Origin of the sequence: Sinomicrobium weinanense (assembly GCF_018863395.1) — a bacterium.
Classification (GTDB): domain Bacteria; phylum Bacteroidota; class Bacteroidia; order Flavobacteriales; family Flavobacteriaceae; genus Sinomicrobium; species Sinomicrobium weinanense.
On the sequence record NZ_JAHKRR010000008.1, the window covers coordinates 35,700 to 52,527 of the forward strand.

General features: G+C 45.0%; 11 protein-coding genes and 1 other RNA gene. 8 read left to right on the plus strand and 4 right to left on the minus strand.

The window, feature by feature from the left end; translation table 11 throughout:
- The first annotated feature begins 58 nt into the window (after positions 1 to 58).
- From KN811_RS22040 to KN811_RS17775, 7 genes are all read left to right on the plus strand, one after another.
- Positions 59 to 1,972 carry a TonB-dependent receptor domain-containing protein gene (locus KN811_RS22040; protein ID WP_345725296.1) on the plus strand — a complete coding sequence of 638 codons (1,914 nt, stop codon included), beginning with the start codon at positions 59 to 61 and terminating at the stop codon, positions 1,970 to 1,972.
- 38 nt (positions 1,973 to 2,010) lie between these two features.
- Positions 2,011 to 3,816: a SusD/RagB family nutrient-binding outer membrane lipoprotein gene (locus KN811_RS17750; protein WP_216334925.1), complete on the plus strand. Its 1,806-nt coding sequence runs from the start codon at positions 2,011 to 2,013 to the stop codon at positions 3,814 to 3,816.
- A gap of 11 nt (positions 3,817 to 3,827) precedes the next feature.
- A complete protein-coding gene (locus KN811_RS17755) occupies positions 3,828 to 4,790 on the plus strand; it encodes a hypothetical protein (RefSeq protein ID WP_187964849.1) in 963 nt (320 codons plus the stop codon).
- Between the two features lie 353 nt (positions 4,791 to 5,143).
- Positions 5,144 to 5,887 (plus strand): 23S rRNA (guanosine(2251)-2'-O)-methyltransferase RlmB, encoded by a 744-nt coding sequence (rlmB, locus tag KN811_RS17760; protein WP_187964850.1) that lies wholly within the window; start codon positions 5,144 to 5,146, stop codon positions 5,885 to 5,887.
- Between the two features lie 57 nt (positions 5,888 to 5,944).
- A complete protein-coding gene (gene kdsA / locus KN811_RS17765; protein ID WP_187964851.1) occupies positions 5,945 to 6,769 on the plus strand; it encodes a 3-deoxy-8-phosphooctulonate synthase in 825 nt (274 codons plus the stop codon).
- A 75-nt stretch (positions 6,770 to 6,844) separates the two neighbouring features.
- Positions 6,845 to 7,009, plus strand: coding sequence for a YqaE/Pmp3 family membrane protein (locus KN811_RS17770; protein WP_187964852.1), 165 nt, complete (start codon positions 6,845 to 6,847; stop codon positions 7,007 to 7,009).
- Positions 7,009 to 8,097: an endonuclease/exonuclease/phosphatase family protein gene (locus KN811_RS17775; protein WP_187964853.1), complete on the plus strand. Its 1,089-nt coding sequence runs from the start codon at positions 7,009 to 7,011 to the stop codon at positions 8,095 to 8,097. Before KN811_RS17770 ends, KN811_RS17775 begins: the two co-directional genes overlap by 1 nt.
- A 104-nt stretch (positions 8,098 to 8,201) precedes the next feature.
- Here KN811_RS17775 and KN811_RS17780 read toward each other — a convergent pair whose 3' ends face one another.
- On the minus strand, positions 8,202 to 9,413 hold the full coding sequence (locus KN811_RS17780; RefSeq protein ID WP_187964854.1) for an NAD(P)-dependent oxidoreductase: 1,212 nt from the start codon (positions 9,411 to 9,413) through the stop codon (positions 8,202 to 8,204).
- Between the two features lie 156 nt (positions 9,414 to 9,569).
- Between KN811_RS17780 and ssrA the strand changes: the two genes are divergently transcribed.
- Positions 9,570 to 9,967, plus strand: a transfer-messenger RNA (tmRNA) gene (gene ssrA, locus KN811_RS17785).
- Positions 9,968 to 10,125: 158 nt separating this feature from the next.
- Here ssrA and KN811_RS17790 read toward each other — a convergent pair.
- From KN811_RS17790 to KN811_RS17800, 3 genes are all read right to left on the minus strand, one after another.
- The gene (locus KN811_RS17790; protein WP_187964855.1) at positions 10,126 to 11,886 is read right to left on the minus strand and encodes a RagB/SusD family nutrient uptake outer membrane protein; all 1,761 of its coding nucleotides are present in this window, start codon (positions 11,884 to 11,886) and stop codon (positions 10,126 to 10,128) included.
- Between the two features lie 10 nt (positions 11,887 to 11,896).
- The gene (locus KN811_RS17795) at positions 11,897 to 15,436 is read right to left on the minus strand and encodes a TonB-dependent receptor (RefSeq protein ID WP_216334927.1); all 3,540 of its coding nucleotides are present in this window, start codon (positions 15,434 to 15,436) and stop codon (positions 11,897 to 11,899) included.
- 154 nt (positions 15,437 to 15,590) lie between these two features.
- Positions 15,591 to 16,706, minus strand: coding sequence for a FecR domain-containing protein (locus KN811_RS17800; protein WP_187964856.1), 1,116 nt, complete (start codon positions 16,704 to 16,706; stop codon positions 15,591 to 15,593).
- Positions 16,707 to 16,828 lie beyond the last annotated feature (122 nt).

The window sequence follows — 16,828 nt, forward strand, 5'->3', positions numbered from 1 at the left end:
CAACTTTGGTATATCGGTATTCGGGCAAATTTTCTTTACTCCGCGAAGTGTAGACCTTATGGGGCTTCCTTTCGAAGTTCCCGAAACAGGGGGTAGCATATACTACCGCAATGGTAACGATATTATCAACCCTCGCTGGACCGTTAAAAATGCCCAGAACGCTCAAACGACCAACCGGGTTTACGGTACAGGGCAACTCACCTACGATTTTAACGACAACCTGAATATAACTTATCGTGCCGGTCTCGATTTTTACAACGAAAGAAACCATGCGTACTCTAACAAAGGAGGGGTTAACAGCGATGTCGATCTCTTTGGTTTTTACAATACCTGGGACAATAATGTTAGCATATGGAACCACTATCTGGCCTTAAATGGTAATGTTACCCTAACCCATGATGAAAAATTGGGCTTAAACTTTATTGTAGGTGGTGATACCCGTGCAGAACGATTTAACAGACAGGGGGTTTCCAGTACCGGTCAGATCGTGTTCGACGTGCAGAAACACTTCAATTTTGAGAACCAAACTCCTATACAATTCATACAAAACAGAAATATAATAGGAGTATTCGGAGAGCTTTCGTTTGATTATGACAATTACCTGTACCTTACCCTTTCCGGAAGGAATGACTGGGTTTCCAATCTTATCAGGGAAAACAACAGTAGGTTCTATCCCAGTGCCAGTGTTTCTTTTATTCCTACTACGGCAATTGAAGGTTTTGGCGGTAGTGATAGCTGGGGAATCAACTATCTGAAAATCAGAGGAGGGGTTGGATCTTCTGCCGGTTTCCCCGAGGGGTACCCTACGGTTAACAGCATCGTTCAGGCTACAAAACAGGACGGTGGCCTTGCGGGGGGTTCAAATGGTATAGTTACCAATTCGGTAGATAACTTCCAGGCCAACCCTGACCTGAAACCAGAGCTTATCCAGGAATGGGAAATTGGTTTTGATGCCAGGTTCCTGAAAAACATGGTTAATCTGGGGTTGTCTTATTACAGCAGATCCACTACAGACCTCATCGTATTTAAACCATTGCCTACCTCAACCGGGTTTACCCAGACCCAGGACAATATCGGTAAAGTAGAAGGAACCGGTTGGGAAGTTGACCTCGGGGTAGACATTTTCAAAAGTGGTCAGGCAGATGGCTTTAACTGGAATTCCAGGGTAAACTTCACCACTAACGAACAGATCGTTACCGAACAAGAGGACGACCAGATCATTTATACCGGTTTTACCAATTTAGGTAACGCAGCGATAAAAGGAGAACAACTGGGAGTGATCGTCGGCACCAGGATAGAAAGAGATGAAAACGGCAACAAAGTAGTAGGGGCTGACGGTATATACAGGGGACAAGAAGAAATAGCCATCGATGCTAATGGAAACGAAGTACCTAGTGGTACAGAAGGTTCCAGAAACATTGTTCCTATAATCGGAAATCCGAATCCCGATTACGTTATGAACTTCATCAATACCCTTTCTTTCAAAAACTTCACCCTGGGCTTTCAGATCAGTCATGTCAAAGGCGGGGATATTTATTCTCAATCCGTAGGGACATTATTAGGTCGTGGTTTAATTGTAGAGGACAGGCGCGACTCTTTTATCGTACCGGGGGTTTTGGAGAACGGAGAGCCCAATACGATACAAATTGATAATGCAACATATTACTTTGACAACTTAGGGTTTAGTTCCAATCAGGAAGAAACACTGATCTTCGATGCTTCTGTAATACGTTTAAAAGAGGTTTCCCTGAGCTATAACCTTCCAAAGAAGTGGCTGGACAAAACTCCTTTCGGAAGTGTATCATTCACCGCTTCCGGGTACAACCTTTGGTATGACGCCTACAATATGCCCGACAGGGCCAATTTTGACCCTAACGTGGCTGGTATAGGCGTAGGTAACAGCCGTGGTTTTGATTTTCTTAACGGGCCCAGTTCCAAACGGTACGGGTTGAGTGTTAAAGTCTCATTCTAAACAAGACTCTTTTTTGGATAATTTAAAAAACAACTATTATGAAAAGATTTAAATATATAATAATAGCTTTCCTTCCGGTCTTGGCCTTTTTACAAGGATGTGAGACGACAGAATTGGAAAACCTGGACGACCCGAACAACTTAGGGCCGGATCAGGCAGACCCTGCATTGCTATTCAATTCCATCCAGACCAATTACAGGGACGCAGTGACCACCTTTAACGACATAGGAGGCGACCTGGGCAGGATAGAATATATGTTTGGCAGGGTATACAGGGAAAATTATACCGGTAGCGCTTTAAATGGGCCCTGGGCCGATTTGTACAGTGATATGATGCCCGATATTACTACCATTGAAAACCTGAATGCCGATGGGTCTTTAAACTTCGTTCTGGGGGCCTCTAAAGCCATGCAGGCCCATATTATGATGTTATTGATAGATTATATGGGCGACATTGTCTGGACCGAAGCTAACAACCCTGCTGAATTTCCCAATCCGACTTTGGATGACGATGAGGCTGTTTATCAAGCTGCACTAAGCCTTTTGGATGAAGCTAAAGGCCTCCTTACCCAGGACAATAGTATTGTACTCGATATGTATTATGACGGGTCTGCTGAAAAGTGGGTTCGGTTTATCAACACCTTAAAAATGAGGGCATCCCTGACTTTAGGTGATTACCAGGCTGTTATAAATGCCAGCGATGTTATCGAAGCAGATGGTGACAATATGGTATTTGAATATGGCACCAATCAATTAGAACCGGATAACAGGCACCCAGATTACTCCACCGATTACACTGCATCCGGGGCCAACGAGTACCGTTCTAACTGGTTAATGAATTTAATGTTAGGCAATGAAGGCGATGTACTTAAAGAAGACGATACCATACCTGTAACAAGATTTGATGACCCCAGGAGGAGATATTATTTCTACAGGCAAAAAGAAGTAACCCCCGGAAATTCTACTTATCTGTTCTTTGAGGGTAACGGACAGTTCTTCATCTACCCGGACGACCTCGGAGGATCGAGTGTAGATGCCCAGACACTCATCTGTTCTACCCAGGAAACACCTGCGCATATCCAATTTACCCCGGATGAAGCCTACTGGTGTTCCAATTTCCTGGGCTATTGGGGAAGAACCCACGGTAATGCCGAAGGTATCCCGCCCGATAATTTTACCAGGACCGCCAGTGGTGTTTATCCCGCCGGAGGACGCTTTGATGACAACCTGGATTGGGTTGTTCTGAGTGCAGACCAGAGTGAATTAACCCTTTACGAAGCCGGGGTAGGTATAGGATTAGGAGCCGGTGGTGCCGGTATTGAGCCCATTATCCTCTCTTCCTTTATAGAGTTTTGGAGGGCAGAAGCCTATTTTAAACTGGGCAACAACAGTATGGCCGCGGAGCATATGATGGAGGGATTGAAAGAATCTATTAACTATGTAGCCAGTTTTGGCCCGCGTGATGGTTCAGCCAACCTGTCATTTGCTCCAAGCGAGAAACACATCGAGGATTTTATTAATTCCAAAATGGACGAATTTACCAACGCAAGCAACTCCACTTCCCTGGGTTCCGATGGGTGGCCTACAACAAAAGATAAAATGGATATCATGGGAGAACAATTTTTCGTTGCCATGTATGGCGCTGGTGCCGATGCCTATAATTTTATAAGGCGAACCGGCTACCCGAGGACGTTGGCAAGGAGTATTGAGCCTAATCCCGGAACTTTCCCGAGATCATTGTTGATCCCCGCCAGTGAAACGGGAGCAAACGAGAACATTTCTCAGAAACAAGACCTTCAAACACAGGTATTCTGGGATTCAGGAGTTACTAATCCAGCGAACTAAAAAAAAGGAAGATGAAAAATATATTTAAAATCATAGCCATACTATTCGGCTTTTCGGTCCTCATATATTCTTGCGACAAAGACCCCGATAAGCCGGTATACGATCTTATTGAAAGCCCGGAAACCGGTGCCGTACTAAGAACCATTTCCATAGACAATAACCTGCTGGATGTTTTCAACCCGGAATCTGCTTTTAAAGTGACCCTTGAGGAACAAGACGAAGAAAACGGAGCGCTTATGGAAAACATAGAGGTATTGGTGGCTTTTAACGACAGAACGCCAGATAATGGTACCACTCCTCCTTCTGAGGCTATGGCCAAAACTATTCCAGCCTCAGATTTTTCGAGTGGCCCGATAGGGTTACCACGTGCTACCGTTAGTGTCACTTTTGGTGAAGCTGTATCCGCTATGGGGCTTACTGAAGATGATTATGACCTTGGCGATATCATTGTTGTAAAATTTCGCCTTAATTTGACCGATGGCAGGAGTTTTGGGCCTGAAAGTAGCTCATCAGTACTTACCGGGATCTATTTCAACTCCCCATTCCAATACAACTCCCTGCTTTCGTGTACTCCTCCTCCCGGAGACTATGTAGTAAAAATGTTTGATTCTTTTGGAGATGGTTGGCAAACCGACGGAGGTAATGGCGGAAGTGGTATTACCGTTGTCCTTGATGGTTCTACCACCATAGAAGTAGGTATGTGTTCATATCATGAAGAAAGTGATTTCGAATGTACAGGGTGGCCAAGTGGCCAGGGTGAAAATGAATGTGGTGATCAATATTGCTTTTTTGAAGCAGAAGCCATCGTAACCATCCCTGAAGGCACTACAAGTGCAGCCTGGAACTTCCCGGGCGACCAGTATGGCGAAATACGGTTTGAAATCTATGCGCCCGATGGTTCATTGGTCTTCGATTCCGGAGATTTCGGTGAAACCGGCGCCGGATTGCTTCCGTTTGTTGTTTGTGCAGATTAAATTTCGAAAATTAATACAAAAAAAGGAAACTGCTCATAAAAGAGGTTATTGAGTTGCCTATTTGGATTAGCGGCAATCAGAAGATGCATTTATATTCTCATATTACATATTTTGGCAATAACCAACCTTTTTAAGTAGTTTCCTTTGCTTTTAACAAAAGTTTTTTGGACAATGTCATTGCAAATGTTGGTGATGAGGTAGCCATGCTGTATGCCTGAAACAGGATTTCCAGTGCTGCGACACGGGAAGATATTCCCCATTCCCTGAAAGCGAGGTATTACCTCCATACCAAACAGTATGAGCTGGCCCTTCAACATGTTAAAACTGGCTTCTTTTTTTCATACCTTTGCCCCATGCAAAATGACTATCAGATTTTCGGCATACGGGCCGTCATAGAAGCCATATCAGCCGGAAAGACCGTAGATAAGGTCTTTATTCAGAAAGGGCTTAAAGGAGCATTGTTCTCTGAACTGGAATCCCTTCTCCACAAGGAAAAGATCAATTCATCATATGTTCCCCTGGAAAAGCTGAACCGCCTGGGCCATAAAAACCACCAGGGAGTTATTGCCAATATTTCCCCCGTGGCGTTCCATACGCTTGACGATCTTGTCTCAAGCACTATGGAATCGGGAGAAACCCCTTTATTCCTTCTCCTGGACCAATTGTCGGATGTGAGGAACTTCGGAGCCATTATCCGCACTGCCGAATGTACCGGTGTACACGGCATTATCATACAGAGCAAGGGGTCTGCGCCCGTAACGGCCGATACGGTAAAAACCTCGGCAGGGGCTGTGTTCAACGTGCCTATTTGCAAGGTAGATCATATCAAGGACGCGGTCTTCTACCTCCAGGGATCCGGTATACAGGTGGTTGCTGCCACGGAAAAAACGGAAAATACGCTCTATGACCTTCCCCTTGCCACCCCAACAGCCATTGTCATGGGAGCCGAAGACAAAGGCATTTCTCCTTCTGTATTGAAATCGGCAGACCACAAGGCTAAACTTCCCATGTACGGAAATATAGGGTCCCTGAATGTTTCAGTGGCCTGTGGTGTTTTTTTATATGAAGTGGTACGGCAACGAGAAAATAACTCCTAAATTTGCTGTTGTATCAAAAAAACTGTCTCTTCCGGGAGAAAAACAAAAAGCATGCTCATGAAAATAGAAGCGATCCCACAGATAAAACATACCGACGCAGGTAATTTTTTCCTCCTCGCAGGCCCCTGTGCCATCGAAGGCGAAGAAATGGCCCTGCGTATTGCCGAAAAAGTGGTTGGCATTACAGATAAATTGCGGATTCCCTATGTCTTTAAGGGAAGTTATAAAAAGGCCAACAGAAGCCGTATAGACAGCTTCACCGGTATCGGGGACGAAAAAGCCCTGAAAATACTCCGCAAGGTTTCCGAAACCTTCCATGTACCTACGGTCACAGACATCCACCAGGTGGAAGATGCCGCCAAAGCTGCCGAATATGTAGACATATTGCAGATCCCCGCATTCCTCGTCCGGCAGACCGATCTCGTGGTCGCTGCGGCAAAGACCGGAAAAACCGTAAACCTCAAAAAAGGCCAGTTCATGAGCCCGGAAAGCATGAAACACGCCGTACAGAAAGTACTGGACTGTAACAACGAACAGGCTGTGATCACAGACCGGGGTACCATGTTCGGCTACCAGGACCTTATTGTCGATTTCCGGGGGATCCCCACCATGCAGCAATACGCCCCGGTGGTACTGGATGTCACCCATTCACTCCAGCAACCCAACCAGTCCAGCGGCGTTACCGGCGGAAGGCCGGATATGATAGAGACCATTGCCCGTGCAGGAGTGGTCAATGGCGTGGACGGATTGTTCCTGGAAACCCACTTCGACCCGGCCAATGCCAAGAGCGACGGTGCCAATATGCTTCATCTCGACCACCTGGATAAACTGCTCACCAATCTGGTGGCCATCCGGAAGACTGTAAACAGCCTGGCATTATAAAAAATCTCACACGGAGAGTTGCCTTATCGTACACAAAAAACTATCTTAGTGCTGCAATTCCTTAATTTTTAAGATATGAGCATCCTGAGAATTATTTTTGCCATTATCCTTCCACCCTTAGGGGTCTTTTTAACCGTGGGGCTTAAAGGGGCGTTCTGGTTAAATATCCTTTTGACACTTTTGGGGTTTTTACCGGGAATTATCCATGCCGTATGGGTTATTGCCAAACATGATAAATAATGGGGTTTCCGGAAATTACAGCCACCGTATTAGCTTCCGTTTTTATCATTTCCACACTGGCTTCGCTCGTTAAACGGGACAACTGGTGGATACGGGTCTTTGACTTTCCCCGTTTGCAACTGTTTATCCTCGGCCTGATTGCACTCCCAACCTGCCTGGGCGGATTTAACTTCGACTCCCTTTTTCCCTATATCCTTACAGGACTACTGCTTATTTGCCTCATATATCAGGCCTGTAAAATACTTCCTTACACACCGTTTTACAGGAAAGAAGTGATCCGTTTCAAAGGAAAAGAGGATGACACCAACCGTATCTCCATCCTGGTGAGCAATGTGCTTACCCCCAACAGAAAGGCCGGGAAACTGTTGTACCTGATCCAAAAGAAAAAACCGAATATCGTACTCACACTGGAATCCGATTCGTGGTGGCAGGAACAACTCGACGCCCTGGGAAAGGACTATCCGTATACGGTAAAGATCCCCCTGGACAACCTCTACGGGATGCATCTCTATTCCAATCTCGAACTGGAAGATACCAGGGTGATGTATCTCGTCAAAGACGATATTCCTTCCATAGAATCGTATGTTAAGCTGCCTTCGGGAAAGAAAGTAAAAATATACTGCCTACACCCTATGCCACCAAGCCCCACAGAAGACGACACTTCAACAGACCGGGATGCGGAGCTTCTCCTGGTAGGCAAAAAAGTAAGTGCAAAGGAAGAATCCGTATTGGTCTTTGGCGACCTGAACGACGTAGCCTGGTCTTACACTACCATATTGTTCCGGAAGATCAGCGGGCTAATGGACCCAAGGATCGGACGTGGAATGTTCAGCACCTTTCACGCCGGATATTTCTTTCTCCGATGGCCATTGGACCACCTCTTCCATTCCAATGACTTTATGCTGAATCGCATAGAGAGGCTGCCAGGTATAGGATCTGATCATTTCCCCATTTATGGTGACCTCCAGTATAAGCCTATCGCCGAAAAAGTCCAGAAAGAACCGGAAGCCGATAGTGAAGATGAAAAACTGGCCCGCGAAAAAATAGACAGGGCCAAGCCTATCCGGAAAACCGTTAAAAACGTCTGATCAACTGCCTCCCGAGCAGGCCAAAGAGATATTCATATGAGTAAGCCCACTCATTTCAATACGATCACCTGGAGGTTAAACCCGCTAGCGGGATTCAAAAAAGGTTAACTGGCAATCTCTCCCTCCACGTAGTCCTGTAAATACGAATACCTATCGGTGAGCTTGCCATGATGCGTCATCCTAGCGCGTTCGAGTATACCGTCTTCGTCCCCGTTGAAAAAGGCAGGCATTACATATTCCGTAAACATCTCCCCGAACCCTTCGCTGGCATCCCGCGGAAGCTCACAGGGCAGGTTGTCCACGGCCATGACCGCAATGGCTCCTTCTTCCCTGAAATCTGTTTCCCTGCCCGTGCCGGGATCATAACCGTAAACCGGGTCTGCAATGGTCGAGGCCCGGATGGTCGAAGCCACCGGCCCGTTGATATCACAGCTGATATCCGCTACCACCCTTATCTTAAAATCCGGGGATTTAGCGTCTTCTTGTGTAAAGATATATGGAGCGCCTTCACCGTAAAAATGCCCGGCCATATACAGGTCCGTTACCCTGGCAAAACGCATAAAATCGGAATCATATGCCCTGGGATTTTCGTAAAAGTCCTTATAGGTCAATCTTCTCCCGTCTTTTCGTTTGTTGTAGTCCAATACGTCGATCTGGCAATAAACGGGTTCCGAAAAGGTCTTTTTCAGGTAATCTTCACACCCCACTTCCCTGAGTCCCATAGCGTCCAGTATTTCCTTAGCACCTCCTCCTACCCGGCCCTTTCCGGTGAGTACTATTTTAATACCTGGTAGCCGGGTATCTTTCAGGACATTGATAAGGGCCTGCCGGTCCGGCAGGGTCTCCGCCTTTGGCAATTCAAAACAGCCGGATTTCAGTCCGTATGCACGGATACCATTATACGCCCCTACAATACCGGCATATCGGCCAAAAGCCACAAGACGCTGGCCATTAGCACCGGTGATGACCTCATGGTCGTACAATTCGATGTTTTTATCCAGGACAGCCTGTAACAATTTGCGGTTATAGGGTTGCTTTTTTATGGTGTGCGAAAAGAAAAAATACTTTTTATCCGGGATCAGGGCCTCCACAGGTACTTCTTTTACGCCCAGAAGTACATCACAGCCCGAAACATCATCTGTGACTTCTATACCCGCATTTTTGTAATCCGCATCCCGAAACACCCGGATATCCGAACCTTCTACCACCAATTCAACTCCGGGGAAAAGCTCCGTGGCTTTCACACAGGCATCCGGAGAGAACACAACTCTCTTATCGGGAGGATTTTTTCTTTCTTTGATGATTCCGAACTTCATATTTATAGATTTTTAACTTTTTGGCTTATCTTTTGTTTCAAATGTAACATTTGAGAATGTTCTTAGCAAGATTTTCAGGGAATAATTTTTTGTAGTACATTTGCACACTACTATGGCACCATAGTTGTTGTATCATAAAAAAGTTCTTTATGTACTGGGGTCGACCGGTTTTGACAGCAGGTCGAATTGAAATGTAAGCATGCAGAGCGCTGGAATACAGCTCTTAAATCTCATGTTTCACACCTTTTAAATGGCGAGAATAACTACGCTCTTGCTGCGTAATCTGAATTATAGTAGGATTTAGCCACGTTTCCGCAAGGCGGAAAAGCGAGATGTCTCCGGAAAGCCCTTGTTGACGGCGGTCCGCAAGGAGGCACCATAAAAGTCAACATAGAGATACTGTGGCTTTGGCAGTATTTCAAATCTTTAGAAGCTAAGCCTAAGGTAGGCGGTTTTCGGTCAGCCTTAGGTCGAAAAACAAACGAAGACTAAGCATGTAGAAAGCATTTTAATTGCTTGTTTGGACGGGAGTTCGATTCTCCCCGACTCCACTAAACTGAAGAAAACCCTTATGAAACTGCGGTTTCACAAGGGTTTTTTCATTCTAACACAAAAGAGTTTATATCATTCCTTTATTAGACTTTTTAGTATTTGCATGCATTTTATTTATAAAAGACCATTGCAGAAAGTCTAAATCATAAAAACCCGAAAATTAGTGCAGGGTCGGGTCAAAAGAGCCTCCCCAGCCTACATTCTGTTCCAATTCCGGGTTTCTGTCCAAAACACCCTTTTGAACAGGAAAGAAATAGTAGTTCTCGGGAAGTGTACTTTGTTGTACTCCCGAACGGGGAACCTGCAAGGTAGAATACTTAAAGTCCTCTTCCACAAGCTCGTAATTATCCGCAAGTTCCCTGGCCTTTCCGATTTCCATTTCACTCTGATCCGGTTCGATAGCAATAGCCTCAACACCTTCTTTTATAGTTCCGTTAAGACGATCCAACAGGCGTAACCTTCTCAGGTCCCAAAAACGGTGGCCTTCAAAGCAAAGTTCTATGTTCCTTTCCGCCAATATGGCTTCTCTTACTTCTTCTCTGCTACTGGCAGTAATCCCATAATTTCCGTCAACACCGGGCTCAATACCCGCCCTTTCCCGGATCTGTTTAAGAATTGCCAAAGCTGTACCCGAATTTCCGGTTTCATTGGCTGTTTCGGCATAGTTCAACATGACTTCGGCAAAGCGCATGAGTACAAAATCCAGGTCGTACTGCTGTACTTCGGCCTGGGTTAAATGGAGAAGGCTGTTCTTTACAATAAAGAAACCGGTATATCGGTTTAAATTGGATGAATTTATATTCGCATTCGGATTGATCCCGAAATCATCCAGTTCATGGGAAATTCCCAATGCGGTATACTGTTTTTTCCCGGTCTTTCCGGAAACTTCATATAGTTTCCCGTTCCAAACCACTGATTTATCAAACCTGGGATCCCGGTTTTTCCAGTAATTCTGCAAAAACTCCTCGTCAGACATGGTGTAAGCGCTTAAAGGATCATTGTAGAGCCTTCCGTCTTTCATGGGGAATTCTTTAACAAATTGCCAGGTAGGGCAGGCACTTGCCGCGCCCCGGCTTTCTGAACCTGGACGTACGCCATGATCCCAGGCAGCGGTTTTGTTAGGGTAGGTATTAATAACCGAGAATACCACTTCTTTATTTCGTTCTTCCAAAGCGATATCTGAATAATCTTCTACAAGGCCATACCCCTGACCTAACAACGATTCATAAGCCTCTTTATTCACAGCGTTCGCCTCCTGCCAATACGGATTATTCCACGGCTGGGAAGGGTTGAATTGCGGAGAAGCCTTATAGAGAAGTACTTTGGCTTTAAAGGCCAGCGCAAAATTCCCGTCAATTTTTCCGTAATCGCCCGATGCGGGAACAATATGCTGAGGCAGGAGTTCAATAGCGCTGTCGAGGTCTTCTTCTATAAAGTTAAAACATTCTTCGGTAGAATTTCTGGGTACATTCAGATCGTCTTCGTACCGGTCCTGTGGTACGGTAATATAGGGGACGCCTCCGTGGTGCTTGACCATGTTAAAATAGGCATAGGCCCGCATAAAAAGTGCCTGACCGGTTATACCGTCTTTTACTTCCTGTGGAAGCGTTCCGTTTTTAACGTCAATAAGCGCCTGGTTTATGAGCCGGATCCTCGAGTAATCCCAGCTTTTAAAATTTCCATTTGAAATGGTTACTCTATCCGGGTACCATTCTATACCTGCCAGTTGTTGACTCAGTTTGTCAGCCCCGGAGTCCCAGTTTCCGAACATGGGATATAAATTGGCCATATAGGCATTGGCGAGGTTTTCGTCGTTCCAGACAGCATCCGGGCTGTAGCTGTCAATATTCTCTATGTCGAGAACATCAGAGCAGCCCGACAGAAAAATAAAAAGTCCGAATATGTATATTAGTTTGTTCATTTTTGATCCATTAAAATTTAAAGTTCATTCCGAGGGAATATGTTTTCATAACAGGATAGGAATCGTAATTTTTCTGTTCGGGGTCGTGAAACTCCTTAACCTCTGAAATGGCAAACAGATTGGTGCCGTTGAAAAATAATTGTACACTCGATACCCCTATGCTTTCCAGTATTTCTTTCGGCAGGCTGTACCCTATATTTAGATTCTTCAATCTCAGATAAGCCCCGTTGTGGATCCAGAAGGATGTGGCGCCTGTTCCGGATTCGTACCAGTTCTGCCCGACAACCCGAGGGTATTTAGCATCGGGATTTTCCGGGGTCCATACATCGCTTGCCCAAATCGGGTAGTAAGGGCGAACGGTCCCACCGTGTTGCCTCATACCTGCTCCTTCCTGGTTGCTTATGATACGATCGTAATTGGTGACCCCCTGAAAATGGGCATCCAATGTGAGATTTCCCCAACCCAGGTTAAAGCCGAACCCATAGTTAATCCTGGGGATCGCATTTTTAGAAAGCAACTGAAAATCATTGCCGTCTATTTTACCATCGGGCCCCGGAGAGTAGCCATCGCCACGTACATCTTCAAAATAAAGTCCCCCTAAATAGGGATCCCTGCCGTACTGGGTAAACCCCTGGGCCAATAGTTCATCCAATTGTTCTTGTGTACGTATGATCCCCAAGGATTTTAAGCCGAAGATACGGTCAATGGGCTGTCCTATTTTCGATTCGGACGCTCTGAGTCCTCCCGGTTCAAAAATCGGGTCCTGATCAATTTTGTCCCATTGATCCCTGGCATAACCTATGTTTCCGTATACCGAATATTTAAATTTGCCGTCTTCTGAGTAATCGCGCCACATCAGCGAAAGTTCACCACCGCGCCAGGATCTTTCGGCATAATTTTCCGGGGCCAGAGACCTCCCGTAATTGTCGGGTAGTGTAACCAGCCTGGAACCTAAAATATCGACTTCTTTTTTTAAGAAAATGTCTATAGATCCGATAATCTTCCGGTCCAGCATCTCAAAATTCACACCCGCATTATAGGTGGTCGACGTAGCCCAGGTAAGGTTAGGGTTGGGTGTTGCGCCAGGCCCGATACCACGGTAGAGGTCGGTCCCGAAAATATAACTGCCGGTATTATTATACGTATTGACAAATGAAAAAGGAGAGATCTTTTCGTTATTTATATCCAGATCATTCCCGGTAGTTCCGTAAGAGACCCTTAGTTTAAGTTCATCCAACCAATCGGCCTCTGCCATAAAGGATTCTTCTGAAATTCTCCAGGCGGCTGAAAAGGAAGGAAAAAAGCCCCAGCGTTTATTTTTCGGGAACAGGGTGTTCCCGTCATACCTGAACGAAAACTCGGCAATATACCGTTCGTTGAAATCGTAATTGACACGCCCTATGATCGACTGCCTGGCTCCTATCTCCTCGTATCCGCTACCGTATCTTCGTTCTGCATCGGTCGAATACACAAAATCCTGGTCGTAATTGGTCACGGGATCTTCGGCCTTGGCATAAGCTCCGTACAAACCGTTTTCGGCCTGTTCGAATACGGCCATGGCCTTGATTCCATGATTTCCGAATCTATTCTCGTAGTTAAGAAACCAGTTCACCTGGTATTCCCAGGCCGTATTTATTTCATAACTTAAAAATTCCTGGTTTTGACTAAAGGTAAAGGTGTTGGTTTTATCGGGGTCCGGGGGCCCGGGAATAAACCGGTTACCATCAGGGTCGGCCTGATTGAAAACATAATTTTCCTGAAAGGTCAGAAAATGTTTTCGCATATAATCTTCCGCCAGATAACTTCCTACAAATTTTGTGGACAGTCCCGGTATATAGTTGCCCAGATCAATATTCAGAGAGACTAAAGAACTCAGTTGCCGCTTTCTGGTTTTTATATATCGGTTTCCAACGATCTGATCAATCACACTCCAGGCAAGCCAGCTCCCCATAGGTGTTTGAACAGGGTAATCGGTAATCTGATTACTTGGCGTACCATCGGCTTCTGTATAAAACGGGTAGGTCTTTGGCCAGTTAAAAGTAACCCGGTAAAGATCGGAGACGTCATAATCGTCATCCGGAGAAAATGGCCAGTAAAACCGATCGTGATTTTGTTGGCTTGCCGCAAGGTTTACATCTAAAGTAATGCTTTTTGAAAGTTTGGCCGAAACATTTGACCGGAGGTTAAACTTATTGTAATCCAGCCCTTTAAAAGAACCCTCCTGCCCGCGATAACTGGCCAGGGTGTAATAGGTGATGGCTTCACCACCCCCATTTACGCTCATGGTATAGTCCAGACTAGAAGGATTCCTCCAGATCATATCATTGACATTATAATTTTTGTCCTTGAAATAATTGAACTCCGTAGGTCCGTTAGGTGGTGTGGTACCATTGAATTCTGCGACGCGGTTCTGGTAGATCAGTTCATCGGTAGCCGTGGTCAGATCGGAAAGAAGAGTCTGCGTGGGTGAAGATGCGGAATATGAGGCCTGAAAATTAAAAACCGGCTTTTGCTTGCGGCCTTTTTTGGTGGTGACCAGTACAACCCCGTTACCGGCCCTCGACCCGTATATGGAAGCAGTGGCGGCATCCTTTAAAAAGCTCAGCTGCTCCACTTCGTTCGCATTAAGAGCATCAAAGGCCTCTTTATCTCTTACAATGCCGTCAATGACGAACAAAGGGTCCCCGAAACCTCCCCGGATCCTTATACTCGAAGATGCCCCGGAAAGACCGGAAGTGTTCGTTATATTCACACCGGGGGCACGACCGGCCAGGGTGTTTGATAAATTGCTCGTTGGCACTTCATTTAATTCTTCTGTATTTACTGAGGTTATAGCTCCCGTAATATTCACTTTCTTTTGCGTACCATAACCTACCACAACCACCTCATCCAGGGCGGAAAGTTCCGTTTCCAATGTAATGTTTATAACGGAACGCCCTCCGACCGGAATTTCCTGGGTGGTATAACCGATGTAGCTGAAAATCAACACCCCGTCAGATGGTGCCTGGAGGGAATAGTTACCGTCAAAATCCGAAACAACCCCCACAGAGGTATTTTTAACAACAACATTTACTCCCGGTATCGGGTCTCCCGTATCCGCGTCGATCACCGTACCTGTAACCGGGTCCTCTTGTCTTTCCTCCCGTCCTTCATCTTGTTTACGCTCCGGAACGGGATTGTCAGCGGCAGGTGACTTCTTCTTTAATATGATCTGTTTGTCGAGAACAGTATAGGTAACCGCCGTGTTTTTGAAAAGTATATCCAGGATCTCAAAGATGTCTTTCTTTTTGACCTTTATGGAAACCGGTGGATAATTCTCTATAACCTCCGCATTACCCAGGAATTTGAAATCACTTTTAGATTCAATGGCCCGGAGAACGGTCATCACCCCGGCGTTTTCAAAATCGAGTGAGATTTTTGTGTTCTGGGAATAATTACTGGCATAAATATTCGGCAATACAGCGAATAAGAACAATACGAGGAGTCGTATCTTTAGCGATAATTTAAACATGGGGAGATCACAGAGTTCCCCCTTTAGCAATAATTTCATACTTTAGTAAAGTTTTATCGGGTTAATGATTATATGTCATAACTCAGAGATCGGGAAATGTTGGCGCATTTCCTGATTCTTTTTACAGGAGTGATAACTGGTCGGGTTGAAATATAATTCAGGTTATGTATACAGCTCTCATGATGATTGGTTTTTATGGTTTATCAATTATAATGTTATCTCCGTTAATCTGATAGGAAAAAGGTTCACTTCCCTGAAAAGACCGGAGCACCTCTTCGATGTTTTCAACATCAAACTTTGCAAAAAAGCGCTTGTTTTCCAGCTCCTTGTACCTATTGGTAATTTGCACGTTGTAATGTCTTTCCAGCACCCTGATAATCTCCGAAAAAGGGCGGATCTTAAATAGAAGGACTCCATCAACCCATGCGATGTATTCGGTAGTATCTACATCCTCTACCAGGATACTTTTGTCATTTCTATTGTAAACGGCTAACTCTCCGGGAGAGAGTTTAATCATATCATCTTTTGAGAGATCATTTTCCGAATCGTGATAGAGCCCTACAGAGCCCTCTACCAAAACCGTACTTATACTTTTATCTCCCGTATAGGAATTTACATTGAATTTTGTACCAAGAACCTGAACATGAAATCCGTTGCTATTGACCATAAAAGGACGTTGCCTGTCTTTGGCCACATCGAAAAAAGCCTCACCCTCCAGGAAAACTTCACGCGGCTGATCTTCCAGAAAGGCCACGGGAAATTTAAGCCGGGAACCCGCATTGAGGCTTACTTTGGTCCCGTCTTCGAGCAACAGGCGAAATTTTTTGCCAAAAGGAACAGATAATTCGTTATACACTGCTTTCTTTGGAGACGTGGTATCACCACTTCGGTAATTAATAATACTGCCGTCATGGCGGGCAATGGTATTACCTTCTTTGTCCAGTATATTCGAAACCCCTTCTTCAGAAAGCTTTTTTATTTTTCCGTTGTGCAATTTAATGGTTATGGTATCCGGGGGGATCTCTGTTTGGGAAGGCACGGACAATTTCATGTAAAGCCCTATGCCAAGAACGATGATCAGTATAGCCGCAACCCTGTAAAAAACTTGTTTCCTTTTTTTCTTTTTAATGTCGATCCGGTGAAGTGTGGCAGTATATTCTTTTTCAAGATCGAGGGAGGTTAACTTTTTATTTACGAAATAATGATCTTCTGCATATTTTTCAAATTCTTCCCGGTTGGCAGCATCGGCCAGGAGCGATTCAAGATCGAATAGTTCTTTCTCCGTAATCTGTCCGGATAAGTATTTCACCACAAGCACTTTTAATAAAATCATATAAAAAACCCCAATTACATACGTATAACAAGCCAACATGTAAAAACCCTTAAAAGATTACTGATTTTTTTTGATATTTGTTAACGTGCACGTTTTTG

What these genes read in the sequence shown, in the direction of transcription:
- KN811_RS22040 (WP_345725296.1), top strand. Translation starts at nt 59, where the DNA reads ATGGGGCTTCCTTTCGAAGTTCCCGAAACAGGGGGTAGCATATACTAC.
- KN811_RS17750 (WP_216334925.1), top strand. Translation starts at nt 2,011, where the DNA reads ATGAAAAGATTTAAATATATAATAATAGCTTTCCTTCCGGTCTTGGCC.
- KN811_RS17755 (WP_187964849.1), top strand. Translation starts at nt 3,828, where the DNA reads ATGAAAAATATATTTAAAATCATAGCCATACTATTCGGCTTTTCGGTC.
- rlmB (WP_187964850.1), top strand. Translation starts at nt 5,144, where the DNA reads ATGCAAAATGACTATCAGATTTTCGGCATACGGGCCGTCATAGAAGCC.
- kdsA (WP_187964851.1), top strand. Translation starts at nt 5,945, where the DNA reads ATGAAAATAGAAGCGATCCCACAGATAAAACATACCGACGCAGGTAAT.
- KN811_RS17770 (WP_187964852.1), top strand. Translation starts at nt 6,845, where the DNA reads ATGAGCATCCTGAGAATTATTTTTGCCATTATCCTTCCACCCTTAGGG.
- KN811_RS17775 (WP_187964853.1), top strand. Translation starts at nt 7,009, where the DNA reads ATGGGGTTTCCGGAAATTACAGCCACCGTATTAGCTTCCGTTTTTATC.
- KN811_RS17780 (WP_187964854.1), bottom strand. Translation starts at nt 9,413, where the DNA reads ATGAAGTTCGGAATCATCAAAGAAAGAAAAAATCCTCCCGATAAGAGA.
- KN811_RS17790 (WP_187964855.1), bottom strand. Translation starts at nt 11,886, where the DNA reads ATGAACAAACTAATATACATATTCGGACTTTTTATTTTTCTGTCGGGC.
- KN811_RS17795 (WP_216334927.1), bottom strand. Translation starts at nt 15,436, where the DNA reads ATGAAATTATTGCTAAAGGGGGAACTCTGTGATCTCCCCATGTTTAAA.